General features: G+C 40.8%; 14 protein-coding genes. 11 read left to right on the top strand and 3 right to left on the bottom strand.

What is annotated here, in order from left to right:
* Position 1: 1 nt before the first annotated feature.
* A complete protein-coding gene (locus ACIY19_RS05690; protein WP_409002914.1) occupies positions 2–847 on the top strand; it encodes an undecaprenyl-diphosphate phosphatase in 846 nt (281 codons plus the stop codon).
* A gap of 35 nt (positions 848–882) precedes the next feature.
* On the opposite strand, the gene dinB is transcribed toward ACIY19_RS05690, so the two are convergent.
* On the bottom strand, positions 883–1,944 hold the full coding sequence (dinB, locus tag ACIY19_RS05685; RefSeq protein WP_042769070.1) for a DNA polymerase IV: 1,062 nt from the start codon (positions 1,942–1,944) through the stop codon (positions 883–885).
* 232 nt (positions 1,945–2,176) lie between these two features.
* Here dinB and pflB point away from each other — a divergent pair, with 232 nt between their 5' ends.
* The 3 genes from pflB (at position 2,177) to ACIY19_RS05670 (ending at position 11,442) form a co-directional block, all read left to right on the top strand.
* Entirely contained in the window at positions 2,177–4,492 is a 2,316-nt protein-coding gene (gene pflB, locus ACIY19_RS05680) for a formate C-acetyltransferase (RefSeq protein ID WP_000260621.1), read from the top strand.
* Between the two features lie 320 nt (positions 4,493–4,812).
* Positions 4,813–8,886, top strand: a complete 4,074-nt coding sequence (locus ACIY19_RS05675) for a Spy0128 family protein (RefSeq protein ID WP_409002913.1) — start codon at positions 4,813–4,815, stop codon at positions 8,884–8,886.
* A 450-nt stretch (positions 8,887–9,336) separates the two neighbouring features.
* Positions 9,337–11,442 carry an AAA family ATPase gene (locus ACIY19_RS05670; protein ID WP_095726272.1) on the top strand — a complete coding sequence of 702 codons (2,106 nt, stop codon included), beginning with the start codon at positions 9,337–9,339 and terminating at the stop codon, positions 11,440–11,442.
* 59 nt (positions 11,443–11,501) lie between these two features.
* Here ACIY19_RS05670 and ACIY19_RS05665 read toward each other — a convergent pair whose 3' ends face one another.
* Positions 11,502–11,984, bottom strand: coding sequence for an S-ribosylhomocysteine lyase (locus ACIY19_RS05665; protein ID WP_000032556.1), 483 nt, complete (start codon positions 11,982–11,984; stop codon positions 11,502–11,504).
* Positions 11,985–12,279: 295 nt separating this feature from the next.
* On the opposite strand from ACIY19_RS05665, the gene ACIY19_RS05660 reads away from it, so the two are divergent.
* The 4 genes from ACIY19_RS05660 to ACIY19_RS05645 are packed head-to-tail and all read left to right on the top strand — an operon-like array spanning position 12,280 to position 15,748.
* Entirely contained in the window at positions 12,280–13,317 is a 1,038-nt protein-coding gene (locus ACIY19_RS05660) for an ATP-binding cassette domain-containing protein (RefSeq protein WP_409002912.1), read from the top strand.
* Positions 13,317–14,039 carry a lantibiotic ABC transporter permease gene (locus tag ACIY19_RS05655; protein ID WP_409002911.1) on the top strand — a complete coding sequence of 241 codons (723 nt, stop codon included), beginning with the start codon at positions 13,317–13,319 and terminating at the stop codon, positions 14,037–14,039. The genes ACIY19_RS05660 and ACIY19_RS05655 overlap by 1 nt, the downstream gene beginning before the upstream one ends.
* Before the next feature lie 12 nt (positions 14,040–14,051).
* Complete coding sequence (locus ACIY19_RS05650) at positions 14,052–14,750, top strand: response regulator transcription factor (protein ID WP_409002910.1); 699 nt, start codon at positions 14,052–14,054, stop codon at positions 14,748–14,750.
* Positions 14,717–15,748, top strand: coding sequence for a sensor histidine kinase KdpD (locus ACIY19_RS05645; RefSeq protein WP_084945099.1), 1,032 nt, complete (start codon positions 14,717–14,719; stop codon positions 15,746–15,748). Before ACIY19_RS05650 ends, ACIY19_RS05645 begins: the two co-directional genes overlap by 34 nt.
* A gap of 135 nt (positions 15,749–15,883) precedes the next feature.
* Here the strand turns inward: ACIY19_RS05645 and ACIY19_RS05640 are convergent, their stop codons facing one another.
* Positions 15,884–17,368 (bottom strand): DUF1846 domain-containing protein, encoded by a 1,485-nt coding sequence (locus ACIY19_RS05640; RefSeq protein ID WP_409002909.1) that lies wholly within the window; start codon positions 17,366–17,368, stop codon positions 15,884–15,886.
* A gap of 152 nt (positions 17,369–17,520) precedes the next feature.
* Between ACIY19_RS05640 and ACIY19_RS05635 the strand changes: the two genes are divergently transcribed.
* From ACIY19_RS05635 to ACIY19_RS05625, 3 genes are all read left to right on the top strand, one after another.
* A complete protein-coding gene (locus tag ACIY19_RS05635) occupies positions 17,521–19,131 on the top strand; it encodes a glycoside hydrolase family 13 protein (protein ID WP_409002908.1) in 1,611 nt (536 codons plus the stop codon).
* 168 nt (positions 19,132–19,299) lie between these two features.
* Positions 19,300–21,267: a peptide ABC transporter substrate-binding protein gene (locus ACIY19_RS05630; RefSeq protein ID WP_409002907.1), complete on the top strand. Its 1,968-nt coding sequence runs from the start codon at positions 19,300–19,302 to the stop codon at positions 21,265–21,267.
* A 157-nt stretch (positions 21,268–21,424) separates the two neighbouring features.
* On the top strand, positions 21,425–23,386 hold the full coding sequence (locus tag ACIY19_RS05625; RefSeq protein WP_409002906.1) for a peptide ABC transporter substrate-binding protein: 1,962 nt from the start codon (positions 21,425–21,427) through the stop codon (positions 23,384–23,386).
* Positions 23,387–23,605: the final 219 nt, after the last annotated feature.

Here is a 23,605-nt window from a genome sequence, read left to right as displayed (position 1 = left end):
TATGTATTTTATTGAAATTTTGAAGTCAATCTTTTTTGGGATTGTTGAAGGAATTACAGAATGGTTGCCCATTTCAAGTACTGGCCACTTGATCTTGGTTGAAGAATTTGTACAATACAAGGACCAGAATGAAGCCTTCATGTCCATGTTTAATGTTGTCATCCAGCTTGGTGCCATTTTAGCAGTTATGGTCATTTACTTTAATAAGCTCAATCCTTTCAAACCTGGTAAAACTAAGGTCGAAGTTCGTAGGACTTGGCAATTGTGGTCAAAAGTCTTCGTTGCGACCTTGCCTTTGCTATTGGTCTTTAAACTAGATGATTGGTTTGATGCCAACTTCCATAACATGGTTTCTGTTGCTCTCATGTTGATTATCTACGGGATTGCCTTTATCTATTTGGAAAAGCGCAATAAAGCGCGTGCTATCGAGCCAAGTGTAACAGAGTTGGACAAGCTTCCTTATACGACAGCTTTCTATATCGGACTCTTCCAAGTTCTTGCCCTTTTACCAGGGACCAGCCGTTCTGGAGCAACGATTGTCGGTGGTTTGTTAAATGGAACCAGTCGTTCTGTTGTGACAGAATTTACCTTCTATCTTGGAATTCCTGTTATGTTCGGAGCTAGCGCCTTAAAGATTTTCAAATTTGTAAAAGCAGGACAGCTCTTGAGCTTTGGGCAATTGTTCTTGCTCTTGGTTGCGATGGGAGTCGCCTTTGCAGTCAGCATGGTCGCTATTCGTTTCTTGACAAGCTATGTGAAAAAACACGACTTTACTCTTTTTGGTAAATACCGCATCGTGCTTGGTAGTGTCTTGCTACTTTACAGTTTTGTCCGTTTGTTTGTATAAGAAAAAAAGCTTGAGGGAATTTTCCTTCAAGCTTTTTAAAATCCTGTCACCGTAATTCCTAGTAAACGGATACCTTTTTCTTTTTCAGCTAGTTCTTCGTAGAGTTGAAGGGCAGTTTGAGAAACCTGACTAGCGTCCTGTGTTGCTTGTGGGAGACTTTTTCGTCTAGTCAGAGTGGAGAAGTCAGCATATCGTATTTTTAGGATAATGATTTTTCCAGCTTTGTCCTGCTTGCTGAGATTGTGAGCTACCTTTTCGGAGAGAAGAGACAGCTCTTTTTTGATGTCTTCTTCTACTTGTAGGATCTTTCCGTAGGTTTTTTCCTTGCCAATGGACTTACGAATGCGGTCGGGCTTGACCGGTGAGTTATGAATACCTCTTGCCTTTCGATAAAGGTCAAAACCGAGTCTGCCGAACCGATCGATTAAAGTAACTTCTGAGACATCCAATAAGTCTGCACCGGTATAAATGCCCATTTCATGAAGGCGTTCAACTGTTTTCTTACCAACACCATGAAATTTAGCAATGTCCATTTGTTTGAGAAAGTCTTGAGCCTGATCTGGGAGGATAACTGTCAAACCATGTGGTTTTTGATAGTCACTAGCCATTTTAGCTAAAAATTTGTTATAAGAAACACCAGCAGAAGCTGTCAGGTGTAGCTCCTGCCAGATATCTTGTTGGATGAGGCGGGCTATTTTGACAGCTGACTTGATACCGAGTTTATTTTCCGTCACATCTAAGTAGGCTTCGTCAATACTCATAGGTTCAATCAAATCAGTGTAGCGTTTAAAAATAGCTCGAATCTCAAGTCCCACAGTCTTATACTTTTCATAATTTCCAGAGATAAAGATAGCTTGGGGACAGCGCTCATAAGCTTCTTTAGAACTCATGGCTGAATGAACACCAAAAGCTCGTGCCTCATAGCTACAGGTAGAAACGACACCACGCCCACCTGTTTGTCTGGGGTCGCTTCCGATAATGACAGGTTTGCCCTTTAACTTAGGATTATCTCTTATTTCCACCGCAGCAAAAAAGGCATCCATGTCGATATGGATGATTTTTCTGGACAGATCATTTATCAATGGAAATATGAGCATTCCAATCCCTTTCTAGTGTCATTTTCTATTTATTATACCCTTTTTTCTGAAAAAATGGGAAAGTTCAACCTGACTTTCAAAAATATAATACAGATAAGAACAAAAAAGAGACTGTATTATAAAAGAAAGCGTCTAAAATGCCGATTTTCTCTTGTTGAAATCGGTTACTGTATGGTATACTTGTCTCAAGAATGTAACAGATGACTGTTACTAGAAAAAAGAGGATATTAACATGGTTGTTAAGACAGTTGTTGAAGCACAAGATATTTTTGATAAAGCTTGGGAAGGCTTCAAAGGCGTAGATTGGAAAGAAAAAGCAAGTATTTCTCGCTTCGTTCAAGCTAACTACACACCTTACGATGGAGATGAAAGTTTCCTTGCTGGACCAACAGAACGTTCACTTCACATCAAAAAAATCGTAGAAGAAACAAAAGCACACTACGAAGAAACTCGTTTCCCAATGGACACTCGTCCAACATCTATTGCTGATATTCCTGCTGGATTTATCGACAAAGAAAACGAAGTGATTTTTGGTATCCAAAACGACGAACTCTTCAAATTGAACTTCATGCCAAAAGGTGGTATCCGTATGGCTGAAACTACTTTGAAAGAAAATGGATACGAACCAGATCCAGCTGTTCACGAAATCTTCACTAAATACGTAACAACAGTTAACGACGGTATCTTCCGTGCCTATACTTCAAATATCCGTCGCGCTCGTCACGCTCACACTGTAACTGGTCTTCCAGATGCCTACTCACGTGGACGTATCATCGGTGTTTACGCACGTCTTGCTCTTTACGGTGCTGACTACTTGATGCAAGAAAAAGTAAACGACTGGAATGCGATTAAAGAAATCGATGAAGAAACAATCCGTCTTCGTGAAGAAGTAAACCTTCAATACCAAGCATTGCAACAAGTTGTTCGCTTGGGTGACCTTTACGGAGTTGATGTCCGCAAACCAGCGATGAACACGAAAGAAGCCATCCAATGGGTTAACATCGCCTTCATGGCTGTCTGCCGTGTTATTAACGGTGCTGCTACATCTCTAGGACGTGTGCCAATCGTATTGGATATCTTTGCAGAACGTGACCTTGCTCGTGGTACATTTACTGAATCAGAAATCCAAGAGTTCGTTGATGATTTCGTTATGAAACTTCGTACAGTTAAATTTGCTCGTACAAAAGCTTATGACCAATTGTACTCAGGTGACCCAACCTTCATCACAACTTCTATGGCTGGTATGGGTAACGATGGTCGTCACCGTGTTACTAAGATGGACTACCGTTTCTTGAACACTCTTGACAACATCGGTAACTCTCCAGAGCCAAACTTGACAGTTCTTTGGACTGACAAATTGCCATACAACTTCCGTCGCTACTGTATGCACATGAGCCACAAACACTCTTCTATCCAATATGAAGGTGTAACAACAATGGCTAAAGACGGATACGGAGAAATGAGCTGTATCTCATGCTGTGTGTCACCACTTGACCCAGAAAACGAAGATCAACGCCACAACATCCAGTACTTCGGTGCTCGTGTAAACGTTTTGAAAGCCCTTCTTACTGGTTTGAACGGTGGTTACGACGATGTTCACAAAGACTACAAAGTATTTGACATCGATCCTATCCGTGACGAAGTTCTTGAATTCGAATCAGTTAAAGCGAACTTTGAAAAATCTCTTGACTGGTTGACTGACACTTATGTAGATGCTTTGAACATCATCCACTACATGACTGACAAGTACAACTACGAAGCTGTTCAAATGGCCTTCTTGCCAACTAAACAACGTGCTAACATGGGATTCGGTATCTGTGGATTTGCAAACACAGTTGATACATTGTCAGCTATCAAATACGCTACCGTTAAACCAATCCGTGACGAAAATGGATACATCTACGATTACGAAACAATCGGTGAATACCCACGTTGGGGTGAAGATGACCCACGTTCAAACGAATTGGCAGAATGGTTGATCGAAGCTTATACAACTCGTCTACGTAGCCACAAACTATACAAAGACGCAGAAGCTACTGTATCACTTTTGACAATCACATCTAACGTTGCTTACTCTAAACAAACTGGTAACTCACCAGTCCACAAAGGTGTATACCTCAACGAAGATGGTTCTGTGAACTTGTCTAAACTTGAATTCTTCTCACCAGGTGCGAACCCATCTAACAAAGCTAAAGGTGGATGGTTGCAAAACTTGAACTCACTTGCTAGCCTTGACTTTGGTTACGCAGCTGACGGTATCTCATTGACAACTCAAGTTTCTCCACGTGCTCTTGGTAAGACTCGTGACGAACAAGTTGATAACTTGGTAACAATCCTTGATGGTTACTTCGAAAACGGTGGACAACACGTTAACTTGAACGTTATGGACTTGAACGATGTTTACGAAAAGATCATGTCAGGTGAAGACGTTATCGTACGTATCTCTGGATACTGTGTAAACACTAAATACCTCACTCCAGAACAAAAAACTGAATTGACACAACGTGTCTTCCACGAAGTTCTTTCAATGGATGACGCATTGAGCTAAGATTCAATTAGAATGAAAAGAAAGCTAGTCTATAGGACTGGCTTTTTACTATAATATCAAAGATTGACCTAATTACAGATGCAACATATATTAAGCTATTTATATTGGTTTACCGATATAAATAGCTAAAAATTGAATGGCTAGGTTATAGAATGATGCAAATACGTGTATTTTTAAGTTAATATACTTGAATAGATTGTATTGAGATGTTATAATATAATAGACAAGCTCTAGTTAGTGATAGAGGTTGTCAAAATGTTATGATGTAATCTCTTAGGGAGATTAGAAATAAAAATTTCATATAGAAAAGAGGAGAAGAAATGTCGAAAAGCAAAGCGTTAAAAATGCTTTCTAAATTTTCTGCGTTAGTTTTTGCTATTTTAGCTCTAGCATCTGTTTTAGTAGGCATTGTTAAAGCAGATAATCCAGTATCAAAAGAATTAACACAAGTAATTACAGACATTGATCTGTTAGATGCTTCAGATACTAAGCAAAATGTGAGTTCAGAAGGAGATTTCGAGCTTCGTACGAATTTAGCATATAAGCTTCGTGTGACTTTTGATCTCAAACAGTATAATGAACATCTGAATAATGGAGATTATTTTACCTTTGATATACCTGCTCCTATGGCAGTTTATGAAGGGAGTCAGGATTTAATTGATCCGACAACAAAAGTTACTATTGGAGAAGCAGAAGTGACTTCAAATGGTACTGATCAAGGTGGGAAAGCAAAAATCACCTTAAAAAACTTGGATAAATATCTAGAGAAAACTGGTGGAGATAAGGTAAAGGATGTGTCAGGGAATTTTTCTGTTACTTTTAGATTCTTAAAGGATCAGAATAAAACCCGCATTAACTTTAATTCATCCTCATTAAAGCAAGAAGTGACTCACATTTATTCATCAAAAACAATCGATGGTCCCAAAGTTGGTACTGAAAATTATGCTAAAATTGGGGGTCGTGCTGCCCTTGAAAATTGGAACTCTCCAAAACTGGCTGAGATTGGTTCGGTTAGCAAGGGAGATGCATGGTCTACCTGGCGCGTACGTGTAAATACAGAGAAACAAGACTTAGGACAAAATATTGTATTACATGATACTATACCAAATGATGATACTAGTTACACTCCTGCACAGTATATTCCTGAGACTCTAAAAGTGTATAAGGCAAATATCACTGTTGGGACTTCTGCTGTTCCAGATGATGCAGTATTGTTAACGGAGGGACAAGACTATACCGTTTCGTGGAACGAAAACTATACTTCATTCGATATCATTTTTAAAGATGGAACGACCTCTTATATAGTATCTTATAACACAACAACTCCTAATGATGGAAGTAAAGTAGGAAATAGGGTTGCTCTGTCATTGGCTGACGGGACTAAATTAGCACAGAATACAAGTCGTCCGGGAGCACTTGATATGACAGCTGAGGCGACGTCTTTGATTTCTGGAACGATTGTAGCATCTACTGCTTACCAAATTAAGATTCATAAGACTGATGCCTTCACTCTTGCTCCGGTTTCGGGTGCGGTATATACTGTGACAGCAGCAGATGATGCAAGTGAAACAACAGAAGTGACTACGAATGAAAAAGGAGTAGCGCTTACGAAAACTTATGATCAGAAATGGGAAGGTAAAACGTTTAAGATCAAAGAGAAGACTGCCCCAGCAGGTTATAAACTAGATGAAAAAGAGTATACAGTTAAACTCGGTGCTGCGGGTTCTACTATTCATCTTAAAGATGAACCTGTTCCAGCTGTATTCAATGTGACGGCTAAGAAAGTAGTAGAAGGACGTACAGATAAACTTCCAAAAGCAGATGAGTTTACCTTTAACCTGTTTACTGCAGAGAACTTGAAGGATCCTGTAGCTACAGCAAAATCAAAAGCTGATGGGACTATTACCTTTGAGAATCTCCAAGTAAAAGGTGCGGGAACTTATCACTACATCATCAAAGAAGACACTTCAACAGCAGTTGCAGGCGTTGCATTTGATACAGAAGCCAAGGAAGTTACTGTAGCAGCAACTTTCCAAAGTGGAGTTTTAACAGCAACTGTCACATCTGCAGAACCAACTTTCACTAACACCTATAAAGCAACTCCAGCTAAAGAAACTATCACAGCTAAGAAAGTCTTGAATGGTAAAGACCTTGAAGCTGATAAATACGAATTCGAACTTAAAGAAGGTGACAAAGTCGTTGCGACAGCTAAAAACGCTGCAGACGGCACCGTTACTTTCAAAGAAATTGAGTTAGAAACAGCAGGTGAATACACTTACACTATCACTGAAAAAGCAGGTAGTGAAAAAGGTGTGACATACGATACTGCTAAACACGAAGTTAAGGTAAAAGTTACAGATAACGGCCAAGGTCAACTTGTTGCAACTGTTACAGGTAACAACCCAACCTTCACCAACACTTATAAAGCAGCTAAAACAAGTGCAACGATTACAGCTAAGAAAGTCTTGGAAGGTAAAGCCCTTGAAGCTGATAAATACGAATTCGAGCTTAAAGAAGGTGACAAAGTCGTTGCGACAGCTAAAAACGCTGCAGACGGTACTGTTACTTTCAAAGAAATCGAATACAATGAAGCAGGCGACCACACTTACACTATCTCAGAAAAAGCAGGTAGCGAAGCAGGTGTGACATACGACACTGCTACACATGAAGTGACAGTAAACGTTACAGATAACGGTCAAGGTCAACTTGAGGCGGCTGTTGCAGGTAACAACCCAACCTTCACCAACACTTATAAAGCAGCTCCAGCAAAAATTGCTATTGAAGCTAAAAAAGTTTTGAACAGTAAAGAGCTAGAGATAGATGAGTTTGAGTTTGAACTGAAAGAGGGTGATAAGGTTGTTGCGACAGCAAAGAATGCTGCTGGTGGATTGATTCGTTTTTCTGAAATTAGCTATTCAAAAGCAGGAGTATATAACTATACTATTACAGAAAAGGTTGGCAATAAACTTGGTGTAACTTATGATAAAACAGAACATCCAGCAACTGTAGAAGTGAAAGATAATGGCTCAGGTCAACTTGTCGCGACAGTTACAAGTGAAACACCAGTTTTCGTTAATGACTATAAAGCGGAACCTGCGCAGGCTACAATCAAAGCTAAGAAAGTCTTGAAAGGAAAAGCGCTTGAAGCTGATGCTTATACTTTCGAACTGAAAGAAGGTTCAGACCTTGTAGCTACGGCTAAGAATACTGCCTCAGGAGAAGTTGTCTTCAACGTCACTTTCTCAGCAGCAGGCGATTACGCTTACACTATTACTGAAAAAGCTGGTGACGATAAAACAATCACTTATGATCAAATTGCGTATGAAGTGTTCGTCACTGTTGCGGATGATGGTAAAGGCCAATTGGTTGCGACTGTAGAAGATGCGGATACAGAACGGGTCTTCACAAATATTTATACAGCACCAGCTCCAACAGCTACATCAGCAACACTTGAGTTTACGAAAGAATTGACTGGTCGTACTTTGGTTGATGGTGAGTTCCAATTTGAATTGTACAAAGATGGACAAAAAATTGATACAAAAACAAACCAAGGTGGGAAAGTAACATTTAATACAATCAACTATGATGCAGAAGGTGTTCATACTTATACTGTAAAAGAAGTGAATGCTGGAGCAACTGGTATTACTTACGATACAGAAAAGACTGCAAAGGTAACAGTAACCAAAGATGCAGCAACCAACGCCTTGAAGGCAGCTGTTGAATATCCAGCAGGTAATGTCTTCAAGAATAGCTTCAAAGCACCAGCGGTAGAAGCGACGATTGAAGCAACTAAGAAACTTGAAGGTAAAGAACTTGCGGCTGATGCTTATACTTTCGAATTGAAAGAGAAAGGCGCCGTTGTAGCAGAAGCTAAGAATACTGCTGAAGGTAAAGTAGCTTTTGTTCGTTCATTCGAAGAAGCAGGTACTCATACTTATACCTTGGTTGAAAAAGTTGGTACTGAAGAGGGGATTGAATACGATAAGACTGAGCATACCGTAACAGTCACTGTAGTTGCGGATGATCAAGGTCTCTTGACTGCAAAGGTTTCGTATGCCGATGGTAAAGAAGTTGTATTTACAAATAAATACACTGTTCCAACACCAACACCAGAACCAAATCCAAATCCAGCTCCAAATAATCCAGGAACAACGCCAGATCCAGCACCAACACCAGATCCAACGGCAAATAATCCAGGAACAAATCCAACTCCAGGAACAGAACCAACTGATCCAGGACAAAAGGAGGATCCGAAACCAGCACCCCCAGCTACTGAGAATAAAGGTAAAGCTGAACTTCCAAACACAGGGGAAGCAACCTCTATCCTTTCTGCGCTTGGATTTGTAGTCTTGGCATTGAGTGGATTGGTATTCTTCGTAAAACGTAAAGCTTAAGCTTTCATAGAAGAAACATGAAACTTGGTAAGTGAGAATTCTACTTCTCTCTTAAACTTGATAGAGAAAGTCTCTAGAAAATTCGTTTTCTAGGGGCTTTTTTGTACTTCAAAAAATTTTTTTAAAAATAGTCAAATTTGGTCAAAAAACTATTGACTTTTACTGACTAATGTGATATAGTAGGAACATAAGGAAAATGAATTCCTTAAAAACTTCATTTTCAATGATTCTATTTCTTGAAAATGTACGATAGATACCCTAGAAAGGGGTGAGGCCTGTGTTGAATCTAACAGACTTTGAAAAGAAGATGATAAAAGGCTTATTTAAAAAAGAAAAACCAGAAATTATACGTAGAGTAGCGAGTTAGCTAGTCTAAAATTTTTAAAACAAAGGTCAAAGATAGTCAATATCAGAGATCGTACTTAATTAACAATAAACGAGGTAAAGAATATGAACAACAACTTTAATAACTTTAACAACATGGATGATTTATTTAACCAATTGATGGGTGGTATGCGAGGATATAGTTCTGAAAATCGTCGCTACTTGATTAATGGACGTGAAGTGACACCTGAGGAATTTGCTCACTATCGTGCAACTGGTCAATTGCCAGGAAATGCAGAATCTGATGTGCAAATGCAACAACACGCTTCAGGTATGAAACAAGACGGTGTCCTTGCTAAACTAGGTCGCAACTTGACAGCGGAAGCTCGTGAGGGCAAGCTGGATCCTGTAATCGGACGAAACAAGGAAATTCAAGAAACATCTGAAATCCTCTCACGTCGTACGAAAAATAATCCTGTTCTAGTCGGAGATGCGGGTGTTGGTAAGACAGCCGTTGTCGAAGGTCTAGCACAAGCGATTGTGAATGGAGATGTTCCGGCTGCCATCAAGAACAAGGAAATAATTTCTATTGATATCTCAGGTCTTGAGGCTGGTACTCAATACCGTGGTAGCTTTGAAGAAAACGTTCAAAATCTAGTCAATGAAGTAAAAGAAGCAGGGAATATTATCCTCTTCTTTGATGAAATTCACCAAATCCTTGGCGCTGGCTCAATCGGAGGAGACAGTGGTTCTAAAGGGCTTGCGGACATTCTCAAGCCAGCTCTCTCTCGTGGTGAATTGACCGTTATTGGAGCGACAACTCAAGACGAATACCGTAACACCATCTTGAAAAATGCAGCTCTTGCTCGTCGTTTCAACGAAGTCAAGGTTAATGCTCCTTCAGCAGAGGATACCTTTAAAATTCTTCAAGGAATTCGTGACCTCTACCAACAACACCACAATGTTATCTTGCCAGATGAAGTCTTGAAAGCAGCAGTGGATTATTCTATCCAATACATTCCACAACGCAGCTTGCCAGATAAGGCTATCGACCTTGTCGATGTAACGGCTGCTCACTTGGCAGCTCAACATCCTGTAACAGATGTTCATGCTGTTGAACGAGAAATCGAGGCAGAAAAAGACAAGCAAGAAAAAGCAGTTGAGGCAGAAGATTTTGAAGCAGCTCTCAATGCCAAGACACGTATTGCTGAATTAGAGAAAAAAGTCGAAAACCACACAGAAGACATGAAAGTGACTGCAAGCATCAACGATGTGGCTGAGTCTGTGGAACGAATGACAGGTATCCCAGTGTCACAAATGGGAGCGTCAGACATCGAACGTTTGAAAGATATGGCTCATCGCTTGGAACACAAGGTTATCGGCCAAGACAAGGCGGTTGAAGCTGTAGCTCGTGCTATCCGTCGTAACCGTGCTGGTTTTGATGAAGGCAATCGCCCAATCGGTAGCTTCCTCTTTGTAGGGCCTACTGGGGTTGGTAAGACGGAGCTTGCTAAGCAATTGGCGCTCGATATGTTTGGAACCAAGGATGCGATCATCCGCTTGGATATGTCTGAATACAGTGACCGCACAGCCATTTCTAAATTGATCGGTACAACAGCTGGTTATGTTGGGTATGATGACAATAGCAATACCTTGACAGAACGTGTTCGTCGCAATCCATACTCTATCATTCTCTTGGATGAGATTGAAAAGGCGGATCCTCAAGTCATTACCCTTCTCCTCCAAGTCTTGGATGACGGTCGTTTGACTGATGGTCAGGGAAATACCGTTAACTTTAAAAACACTGTCATTATCGCAACATCAAATGCTGGCTTTGGCTATGAAGCCAACTTGACAGAAGATGCGGATAAGCCAGAATTGATGGATCGTTTGAAACCATTCTTCCGTCCAGAATTCCTTAACCGCTTTAATGCAGTTATCGAGTTCTCACACTTGAATAAGGAAGACCTTTCTAAGATTGTGGACTTGATGTTGGCGGAAGTCAACCAAACCTTGGCTAAGAAAGACATTGATTTGGAAGTCAGCCAAGCAGCTAAGGACTTTATCACAGAAGAAGGTTATGACGAAGTTATGGGTGTTCGTCCTCTCCGTCGCGTGGTTGAACAACAAATTCGTGATAAGGTAACAGATTTCCACTTGGATCATCTAGATGCCAAACATTTGGAAGCAGATATGGAAGATGGCGTTTTGGTCATTCGTGAAAAAGCCTAACTCAAGATTTTGAGAATAAAAAAAGAAGGAACTAGCTAAAAGCTGGTTCCTTTTTGTGTTTAGATGATATGGCGCTCAAAGGCATCATCTGAGATTCCTTGTTCCAGGATGAGTTTCGCCCATTCTTTAGCTGAAAAGAGGCTGTGGTCCTTGTAGTTTCCGCAAGATTCGATGGTTGTTCCAGGGACATCTTCCCAAGTAGTAGTTTCAGCGATTTCCTTGAGCGAATCTTTGATAACAGCAGCAATCTCGGCGCTAGTATGGCGTCCCCACATAATCATATGGAAACCAGTACGGCAGCCAAATGGTGAGCAGTCAATCATACCGTCAATGCGGGTACGGATGAGTTTGGCCAAGAGGTGCTCAATGGTGTGAAGCCCAGCAGTAGGGATTGAGTCTTCGTTTGGTTGTACCAAGCGAATATCAAAGTTGGAGATGACATCTCCCTTTGGACCTGTTTCTTCTCCAATCAAGCGAACATAGGGTGCTTTAACAATGGTGTGGTCAAGTTCAAAACTTTCAACAATAACTTCTTTTGACATGGTAAATCCTTTCAGTTTTCTTCTTTCATTATATCATAAAGGGTGCTGTTGATGGGGTTTGATAAATGACTTTTTGGTACTAGAATGATAATAAAGTCTCTATACATAAACCTCAGAATTATAAAGAAAGAATGGAGAGAAGAATACCTTGTGAAAGAAAAGTTTAGTTTTTCTAGTGGAACTCAGGTGACTTTTGAAAAGTGGATCAACTTTTTCTGAAATTTCTGTTTAATCTCTGAACTAATTCTGAACTAGATTGGGTATACTGGAGAAAATAAAGATAAAGGAGTTCAGTATGGAACATATTGTAAAAATTGATCGTGTTTCTAAAAAATATGGAGACAAGCAAATTTTAAAGGATATTTCTTTTACAGCTAGGAGTGGTCGCATTACGGCTTTTCTAGGACATAATGGTGCAGGAAAAAGCTCGACCTTGAGGATTCTCTTGGGCTTAGATCGGGCGACAGCAGGAACTGCGACTTTTGATGGACAAACCTATCAGTCAATGATTTATCCTCTCAAAACAGTAGGTGCGGCTTTTGACGGTATTGGAGGTCTGCCAAATAGAAAGGTTTACGACCATCTGCATATTATTGCTGCAAGTAATGCTATTCCGAAGTTTCGGATTGATGAGGTATTGGATATGACTGGGATCGCTCATAAGAAAAAGGATTTCTTATCAAGCCTGTCTCTAGGAGAGGGGCAGCGCCTGGGGTTGGCAGAAGCTATTGATCCGCTTGAATATCTAGGTCTTAATGGCGCTTCTATGGGTGGTATGGTTTTAGTCATCTTAGCTGGAATTTTGGGAGCAACAGAATTTCAGTCTCATAGCTTGCGAACCAGTCTATTGGCTTGTAATAATCGCTTGAAGCTACTTATGGGGAAAATATTGACCTTTGGTTTGTTTTCACTCATCATTAGCTTGTTATCCATTTATTTGAGCTATATTGTCATGCACTTGGCTTTAGGAAAAGAAGGGCTACATCCAATTTTACTTAATCAAGCTGCCTGGAGTCATCTTTTATGGAAGGCACTAGCTACTGCATTGCTAGGTCTCTTGTCCTTTTTATTGGGATTGCTTGGGCGGACGATGTTGCTTCCCTTACTCTTTCTTGTGCCCCAGCTCTATAATCTGGGAAACTATCTGGCAGCTCATACGAGTTGGGGTGCTTATCTGCCACAGCCTGCAGGAGAGTTATTTGTTGCAACGCCGACTTCCCAATATGCCAACAATCCCTTGCAAGGACTCTTGATACTAAGCGTATGGTTGCTAGTTATCGGCGTCATGGCCTCTCTGCGCTTTTTGAAGACGGATTTAGGAGGACGCTACTGATGATAAAAGCTCTGCTTAAAAGTGAATGGATTAAGTTTCGTTCTTACTATCTCGTTCTTGGTGCCGCCTTTGTGGCTCTGGTAGTCGTTCCTTTTTTTCTGATGAATCTTGACTACAGTCAGACAGCAGTTGGCCAGACAAAGGCTCTGAGTGAAGCTTTGCATGCTCTCTATCTGGCGCAGCCTGTCATCGTCATCTTTACTTCCCTCTATTTTGCCCAGGAGTTTGTCAAGTCTGGGATGCGAACGAATTTTCTAACCGTATCAAATAGAAAGGCTTGGTTGGCTGGGAAATTCCTTTTTCTGTCCTTGCTGCTCTTGGCTCTCTACAGTGTCATGATAGGCAGCTGTTTCCTTGTTATGCTGGCTCGTTTTGACCTAGACTTTAGCTGGTCCTTACTGGGGAAATTCCTTTATTACAGCTCTTTTGGTCTTCTCAGCAATCTTTTTCTGGCTTTTTTAACTGCCGGCCTCGCTTTGGTCTTTCAATCTTGGGTTGTGCCGGTGTCAGTGCTCTTTCCTCTCTTGATTGGTCTCAGCCGTTTATTGGCAACGTTCATCAAGGAAGCAAAATACCTACCCGATCTGGCTACGCTAAATCTTTTTGAGTATGAAGGACTTCAGCATTCAATAGATCTATCAGGGCTGGGAATACAGCTGTTCTGGCTAGCTTTGGTTTGGAGCTCTGCTATATTCTTGACCTTGAAACGAGATGTTCGCTAGAGGTATGCTATAATGGAATTCATGAGACAGTATCGTATTTTGGTGGTTGATGATGACCGAAGCATTTTGAAGCTGGTGAAAAATGTCCTAGAGCTCGATGCTTATGATGTGACGACGCTTGATCGAATAGAAGAGCTAGAGCTGACGCATTTTGTCGGATATGACTTGATTTTGCTAGATGTGATGATGGAGCCTGTTAATGGTTTTGAGCTGTGCTCCTACATTCGTCCTCATCTTTCGTGTCCCATCATATTTTTGACGGCCAAGGAATTGGAGGCGGACAAGGTGGAAGGGCTCTTTCGCGGAGCAGATGACTATGTTGTCAAGCCTTTTGGGACCAACGAATTGCTGGCGCGTGTCAGGGCGCATCTTCGGCGGGAGGAAAGACGGGAGGAGCGATATTCTGAAATTGCTTCTTGTCAATTTTATCCAGAGCGCTATGAAGTTGCCTATTTTGGTAAAGTCTTGAAATTTTCAGAGCGAGAGTTTAAGTTGCTGCATTTACTAGCTAGCAATTCCAAGCAGACCTTTTCAGCTGAACGCCTGCATACCTTGCTTTACCCAGAAAGCTCAGAAACACAGCTTCGCTCCATCTCAGAATACGTATATCAGATTCGCCAAAAATGCAAACAAGAAGGGCTGCAAGCAATCGCAACAGTGAGAGGAGTAGGCTATAGATGGCAATTAGAACCCGAAATTTCAAAAGCCTAGTTTGGACAACCAGTTTAAAAATCGTCTTTTTCCATGTTTTGATTTTTGTGCTTATAGGTTATGAATTTACGCAAGGAAGTGATCACGTTCTTTTCACCTTGTTCTTTTGGGCGGGGAGCTTGCTGCTGATTACTTTTTATCATATTTTGAAATTGCTCCGAAAAATCGACAGGGAAATAAAAATGCTAACGAGTAAGAAGCTTTTAGAAGAAAATCAAAGCCAGCTTTTTCGGATCGAGGAAATGCTCGAAGTCTATAGCGATTTACGGAGTAGCCACCAAGAAAATGCTCGTCTTCTAGAAAAAGAGCAGCAGCATAATCAGGAGTTGATTTTACAGCTATCAGCGACATCGCACGATTTGAAAACGCCCCTAACTGTGATTAAGGGGAATGCTGAGCTCTTGGAATTGGCGCAGTTAGGACAGCCACAGGCAGACTATGCTGCTGAGATTTTGCAGGCTAGTTACAAGATGGAAGAATATTGTGGCTCTCTTATTGATTACGCTAAGGCTTTTCAGATTGATTCTAATCAGTTCAGTCAGCTTTCCTTAGAGGACTTTTTGGCTTATCTCCAGGACGATTGGGCACTGTTCAGTAAACAGGAAAGCTATCGTTTTTATCTCCAAGAAGATTGTGATCTTAGCTTGAGATTGTCCATTCATTTGGACTATCTCAAGCGAGCTTTGCTCAATATTTTACTGAATGCGCTTGAACATGCAGACCAGAATCAAAAGGAAGTCAAGCTGATGGTATCAGTGCAGCAGGACCAGTTGGTTTTTGCTATCTGGAACAATGGACCTGCATTTTCAGAGGAGATGCTGCTAGGAGCGGAACGGCTCTTTTATCAGAGTGACCAAAGCCGCAATTCAGCTAATCCCCATCATGGTATCGGCTTAGCCTTTTCTAAGCAGGTAGCTCTCTTGCATGGTGGTCGTCTGACCCTGCTCAATCTAGACCAAGGAGGAGCCTCTGTCGAGTTGACAATTTCATTGAAATAAATGAGGATGGAAAAATCATAAAAACGCATAATACCAAGTGTCCAAAAGACTTGATATTATGCGTTTGATTTTTTTATTATGTAAAGATTTACTGGATTTTTATCTCGAATTGAGTTTTTGTCCAGCCTTGTTTATTTATTTGCGATACAAGCGATCGTATTGGTAGAATGGGTCAAAGGTTACGTTGATACCTAGTTTGCGAAGGACGTTCTTGTCTTCATCGGTCAAGATGATGGTTGAATGAGCTTCGCTTCCTTTGAGATTCCCAAGTTCTTCCATGGCACGCGCAGCATCAGGATTTTCCATAGCTGTGATTGCAAGTGCAATCAAAATTTCATTTGAGTGGAGGCGAGGATTGCGGCTACCTAGATGATCGATTTTAAGACCTTGAATTGGCTTGACGACTTCAGGCTCGATTAGTTTCACTTCCTTAGCGATATCAGCTGATTTTTTGATGGCATTGATTAAGGCGGCAGCTGTAGGACCAAAGAGTTCAGAGTTTTTACCAGTCACGACTTCCCCGCTTGGCAATTCAAGGGCTAGGGCAGGACCACCAGTTTCTTCTGCTTTTTGGCGTGCAGCAACAGCAACCTTACGGTCTGCAGGAGTGATACCGAGGTCGTTCATGAGCAGTTCAATTTTCTTGACAGCAGTTTCTCCGACTTTTTCAGCTTTAAAATCAAGTACAGTCTGATAGTAGCGACGGATGATTTCTTGTTTTGAAGCTTCGATAGCAGATTCATTATCAGTAATAGCGAAGCCAACCATGTTGACACCCATGTCTGTTGGTGAAGCGTATGGAGATTCACCGAGAATGCGTTCCAACATACGTTTTAGCACTGGGAAGATTTCGATATCACGGTTGTAATTGACAGTAGTTTCTCCGTAAGTTTGAAGATGGAAGGGGTCAATCATGTTGACATCATCAAGGTCTGCGGTTGCAGCCTCGTAGGCCAAGTTGACCGGATGATGAAGGGGAAGATTCCAAACTGGGAAGGTTTCAAACTTAGCGTAACCAGACTTGATGCCATTAAGTTGGTCGTGGTACATATTGGACATACAAGTGGCCAATTTTCCAGAACCAGGTCCAGGAGCTGTTACGACGATCAAGTTGCGACTGGTTTTGATGTAGTCGTTTTTCCCCATGCCTTCGGGAGAAATAATGTGATCCATATCCGTCGGGTATCCTTTGATTGGATAATGAAGATAGGAATCAATCCCGTTTTTATCTAACTGGTTGCGGAAGGCATCTGCAGCAGGTTGTCCAGCGTACTGTGTGATGACAACTGAGCCAACAAAAATTCCCAGCTCATTGAATTTGTCAATCAAACGAAGAACTTCTTGGTCATAAGAAATGCCTAGGTCGCCACGTGCTTTGGAATGTTCGATGTTGCTTGCGTTAATGGCGATCACAACCTCAACTTGCTCTTTCAATTCTTGCAAGAGCTTGATTTTATTGTCAGGCTCATAACCAGGAAGGACACGAGCAGCGTGGAAATCTTCCAACATTTTGCCACCAAACTCCAAGTAGAGCTTGCCGTCAAATTGGTTAATGCGCTCCAAAATGTGGTCGCGCTGTAGATTCAAATATTGTTCAGAACTAAAAGCTTGTTTTTTCATTTTTTTACCTCTGACCTCTATTATAATAAAAAATTGGAAGATAGGAAACTACGGAGTCAAAAAAGAAATCAAAAAGATTAGGCAAACGCTTGCACTAAGTTTAAAAAAGCGCTATCATAGATTATAGATTATTAAAATAATGAGGTAAGAAGATGCAAGAAAAATGGTGGCACAATGCCGTAGTCTATCAAGTCTATCCCAAGAGTTTTATGGACAGCAACGGAGATGGCATTGGTGATTTGCCAGGAATTACCAGTAAATTAGACTATCTAGCTAAGTTAGGGATTACAGCGATTTGGCTTTCTCCTGTTTATGACAGTCCGATGGATGATAATGGCTATGATATTGCTGATTATCAAGCGATTGCTGCTATTTTCGGAACCATGGAGGACATGGACCAACTCATCGCAGAAGCTAAGAAACGTGATATTCGTATCATCATGGACTTGGTGGTCAATCATACCTCGGATGAGCATGCTTGGTTTGTCGAGGCCTGTGAAAATCCTGATAGCCCTGAGCGAGACTACTATATCTGGCGAGATAAGCCCAATGATTTGGAGTCTATCTTTAGTGGATCTGCTTGGGAATACGATGAAAAGTCGGGTCAATACTATCTTCACTTTTTCAGCAAGAAACAGCCGGATCTCAACTGGGAGAATGAAAAACTGCGCCAGAAAATTTATGAGATGATGAACTTCTGGATTGATAAGGGCATTGGCGGTTTTCGTATGGATGTTATTGACATGATTGGGAAAATTCCTGATGAGAAAGTAGTTAATAACGGTCCCATGCTCCATCCCTATCTCAAGGAAATGAATCAGGCGACTTTTGGAGATAAGAATCTCTTGACAGTAGGGGAAACATGGGGGGCAACGCCAGAGATTGCTAAACTCTACTCGGATCCAAAGGGGCAAGAATTGTCTATGGTCTTCCAGTTTGAACACATCTGTCTTCAGTATCAGGAAGGGCAACCTAAGTGGCACTACCAAAAAGAGTTAAATGTAGGGAAGTTAAAAGAAATTTTCAACAAATGGCAGACAGAATTAGGAGTTGAGGACGGCTGGAATTCCCTTTTCTGGAATAACCATGACCTCCCTCGTATCGTCTCTATCTGGGGAAATGATCAAGAATACCGCGAAAAATCTGCCAAAGCCTTTGCAATCTTGCTTCATCTCATGAGAGGGACTCCTTATATCTACCAAGGTGAGGAGATTGGGATGACCAACTATCCTTTTGAAACACTGGATCAAGTAGAAGATATTGAATCCCTCAACTATGCGCGTGAGGCACTTGAAAAAGGTGTTCCGCTCGAGGAAATTATGGACAGTATCCGTGTCATCGGACGTGATAATGCCCGTACCCCGATGCAATGGGATGAAAGCAAAAATGCTGGTTTCTCAACTGGTCAACCTTGGTTGGCAGTTAATCCAAACTATCAAGAAATCAACGTTCAAGAAGCACTAGCAAATTCAGATTCGATCTTCTATACTTATCAAAAACTCGTTCAAATCCGTAAGGAGAATAGTTGGCTGATTCGAGCTGATTTTGAATTGCTTGATACGGCTGATAAGGTCTTTGCTTATATCCGTAAGGACGGTGATCGTCGTTTCCTAGTTGTGGCTAATTTGTCCAATGAAAAACAAAACTTTTCAGTAGAAGGAAAAGTTAAATCTGTCTTGATTGAAAACACTGTGACTCAAGAAGCAGTTGAAAAACAGGTCTTGGCTCCGTGGGATGCTTTCTGTGTGGAACTGACTGACTAAAATGAGCAAACCTCAAGTTTTTGAAGCTTGAGGTTTTTTACTAAAAGTTGTATTGAAAAATCTTTAAAAAATATTTGTTAGAATTTTCTAAAAAATTATGCGAAAGCCCTTGCTTTTATAAAAAAATAGGGTATAATGGTGAAAATACTATCTTAAAGGAGATTACTTATGAGATCGAAAAAGTGGCTCTTAGGAGCAGGTGCTGTCTTGAGTGCGGCCCTTCTGTTAACTGCTTGTGGGCAAAGTGAAAAAAAGGCTGATGCTCCCAAGACATTTTCTTATGTCTATGCTATGGATCCATCATCTTTGGACTACAGCGTGACGAGCAAGAGTTCAACTTCTGATGTTATAGCTAACGTTGTCGATGGGCTCTTGGAAAATGATAAGTATGGAAACTTAATTCCATCACTTGCAGAAGACTGGTCCGTTTCTAAAGATGGCTTGACCTACACCTACAAACTTCGTAAGGGTGTAAAATGGTATACTTCTGAAGGAGAAGAGTATGCTGAAGTCAAAGCCCAAGACTTTGTTACAGGTCTGAAACACGCAGCTGATGGCAAATCAGACGGTCTCTCACTCCTTCAAGATTCTATCAAAGGTTTGGCTGCTTACATCAGTGGAGAAAGCAATGATTTCTCTACTGTAGGAGTTAAGGCTGTTGACGATTACACGGTAGAATACACGCTCAACAAACCAGAAAGTTTTTGGAACTCTAAAGTTACAACTGCTACCATGCTTCCAGTTAATGAAGAATTCTTGAATTCTAAAGGGAGCGACTACGGTGCACCAACACCATCAAGTATTCTTTATAACGGTCCTTACCTTTTGAAATCATTGACTTCAAAATCAGTCATTGAGTATGAAAAGAATCCAAACTATTGGGACAAGGACAATGTTAAGATTGACAACATCAAACTAACCTTCTATGATGGTTCTGACCAAGAATCCTTGATTCGTAGCTTTACACAAGGTGCCTATACAACAGCTCGTCTCTTCCCAACAAGCTCAAACTTTGAGTCAACTAAGAAAGAGTATGGCGATAAGATTGTCTACAGTCCACAAGAAGCGACAAGCTACTATCTCACTGTTAACGTAAACCGCCAGTCTTACAATAAAACAGCCAAAACAGACGAGGCTCAAAAAACATCAACAAAAGAAGCCCTTCTCAACAAAAACTTCCGTCAAGCCTTGAACTTTGCCCTTGACCGTCATTCTTACACGGCTCAGTTGAATGGTGAAGAAGGTGCGGATAAAATTATCCGTAACAGTCTAGTACCTCATGACTACGTTCAAGTAGGTGAAAAGACATTTGGAGAGTTGGCACAAGCAGAGCTGGTTTCTTATGGAGACCAATGGAAAGATGTAGCCCTTACTGATGGTAAGGATACGCTTTACAGTCCTGAAAAAGCCAAGGCAGCCTTTGCAAAAGCCAAAACAGAATTGCAGGGCAAAGGGGTTACCTTCCCAATTCATTTGGATATCCCGGTTGAACAAACAGATGTAATCGCCGTTCAGCAAACTAACTCACTCAAGCAGTCTATCGAATCATCACTTGGTACTGAAAATGTCATTGTCGATGTCCTTCAAATGACTGATAATGAAAAAATGAGCATTACGTCTCAAGCCAAGGTTCCATCCCAAAAAGACTATGACTTGAACGGAACTGGTTGGGGCCCTGATTATCAAGACCCAGCTACCTACCTCAACATTCTTGATGCCAAGAAGGGTTCTGCCCTTAAACACTTGGGTATCACTCGTGGAAAAGATCCAGAAGTGATGGCTCAAGTTGGACTGGACGAATACAAGAAACTCTTGGATGATGCTGCAGCTGAAACCAGCGACCTCAACAAACGCTATGAAAAATACGCTAAAGCTCAAGCTTGGGTGTCTGATAGCTCACTCTTAATCCCAGTTGCTTCTTCAGGTGGTTCTCCAACTGTTAGCCGAACTGTACCATTCACAAAAGCATACTCTCAAGTCGGAATCAAGGGAGACCCATTTGTGTTCAAAGGATTGGAGTTGCAAAATGATGTTGTGACTGCAAAAGAATACGAAGAAGCCTTCAAGAAATGGCAACAAGAAAAAATCGAAACAAATGCCAAATACCAAAAAGAACTTGAAAAACATGTCAAGTAATCTATAAACAGAAAAGGGAAGTTGCAGGAAACTGTGCTTCCTTTTTTTGTTTTGAGACACCAGTTGTCATAAAAGCAGTAACTTTACATTTTTGAATAAATTTGATAAAATATGGTTATGTTATAAAACGTAACATTCGTGAGTGATTGAGGAGTAGATGATGAAAATGAAAAAAAGACTAATCGGGACAGGTCTTGTTTTAGCGACAGGTATTTTGCTTTCGGCGTGTGGACAGTTCAACACAAATACTAGCACTTATTCATCAACATTTAGTGCGAATCCAACAACTTTTAACTATCTTCTAGATTATTATGCAGATAATACTGCCGTTATTACCAATCTCGTAGATGGTTTGCTAGAAAATGATAGCTATGGCAACCTAACGCCAGCTCTAGCTGAGGATTGGTCTGTTTCAGCAGATGGTTTGACCTATACCTACAAGCTTAGAAAAGATGCAAAGTGGTATACGGCTGATGGTGAGGAATATGCTTCAGTCAAGGCTCAGGATTTTGTCACTGGGATCAAATATGCCGCTGACAACAAGGGGCAAGCCATGGATCTGATCCAAAATTCAATCAAGGGATTGAATGACTATGTGACGGGTGTGACCAATGACTTTTCGACTGTTGGTGTCAAAGCCTTGGATGATTACACAGTCGAGTACACTTTGACTCGACCAGAACCGTATTGGAATTCAAAGACAACCAATAGTATCCTTTTTCCAGTCAACGAAGAGTTCTTGAAATCAAAGGATAAAGATTTCGGTACCTTGACGCCAGACAGCATCCTTTATAATGGTCCATATTTGTTAAAAGATTTCACATCAAAATCTTCGATCGAGTATGTGAAGAATCCACACTATTATGACCATGATAAAGTGACCATTGAAAAAGTTAAGTTAGCCTACTTTGATGGGTCAGATCAGGAGATGACCATTCGTAACTTTGAAAGTGGTGCCTATACGCTTGCGGGAGTCTATCCAAATAGCTCGAGCTATGCCAAGACAAAAGAAAAATACCAAGACAATATCGTTTATAGCTTGCAAGACAAGACTTCTTGGTACTTCAACTTTAATGTAAACCGTAAAGCCTATAACCATACTGCAAAAACGACGGATGAACAAAAGAAATCAACGCAAACAGCGATTTTAAATAAAAATTTCCGTCAGGCCTTGAACTTTGCCATCGATCGGACAGCCTATTCTGCTCAATCTAACGGGCAAGAAGCAGCAAGTAAGACCCTTCGTAATACCCTTGTTCCCCCGACATTTGTGCAGGTAGGAGACAAGAGCTTTGGAGAAGTGGTTTCTTCTAAACTTGTTCAGTATGGAACAGAATGGTCAGAAATCAACTTGGCAGATGCCCAAGACGGTTACTTCAACAAGGAAAAAGCTCAAGCCAAATTTGCGGAAGCTAAAAAGGAATTGGAAGCCCAAGGGGTGACCTTCCCGATTCATTTGGACATCCCAGTTGATCAAACCAATAAAAATGCGGTTTCTGGTATGAATTCGGTTAAACAAACACTTGAAACAGTACTAGGTTCTGATAATGTCGTTATTGATGTTCAGCAACTTTCAACGGATGAATTTGGGAATGTTGCTTTCCTAGCACCAAATCCAGCAGCTCGTGATTACGATTTGAACTTTGATGGCTGGGTTGGTGATTACCAAGATCCGTCAACTTATCTGGATCCATTTAATGCCGAAGATGGTTTTTATCTCAAAATTTTCGGTCTAGATGCTAAGGAAGATCAAGAACTCATCAAGAGTCTAGGACTTGATACCTATACGAAACTTCTAAAAGAAGCAGACGCTGAGAATCAAGATGTCGCTAAGCGTTATGAAAAATACGCTGAAGCTCAAGCTTGGATGATTGATAATTCTCTGATCATGTCTACGATGTCAAATGGTGGTACAGCCTCTGTGACCAAAGTAACTCCCTTTACACGTGCCTACTCTCTAGTGGGAATCAAAGGTGATGGAAACAACTACAAGTACATGAGACTGCAAAAAGATCCTGTTACCAAGAAACAATTTGATGAAGCTAAGGCTAAGTGGGAAGAAGAAAGTAAAAAGGCTATCGAAAAGAGTCAAAAAGAATTTTCAAACCACTTAAAATAAAAAAGAAAGACAAGCTGGCACGATAAATTGCCCTTGTCTTTTTAATTTGTCATTGAAAAATGAAGTTAGTATAATTTTAAAGCAAATAAAGAACACAGAAGTGAATGAAAACGCTGAGAATGACGGGAATAAATTGAATTTCGATAAAGTCCGTATAATTGTGTAAAAGTAAAAAGGCCATATAACAGTCCTTTTACGGTACAATGTTTTTAACGACAA

It is taken from the genome of Streptococcus sp. ST14 (genome assembly GCF_046098195.1).
Taxonomy (GTDB): Bacteria; Bacillota; Bacilli; order Lactobacillales; family Streptococcaceae; genus Streptococcus.
The sequence above is the reverse complement of the archived record's forward strand: the minus strand, read 5'-3'. Positions and strand labels throughout refer to the sequence as shown.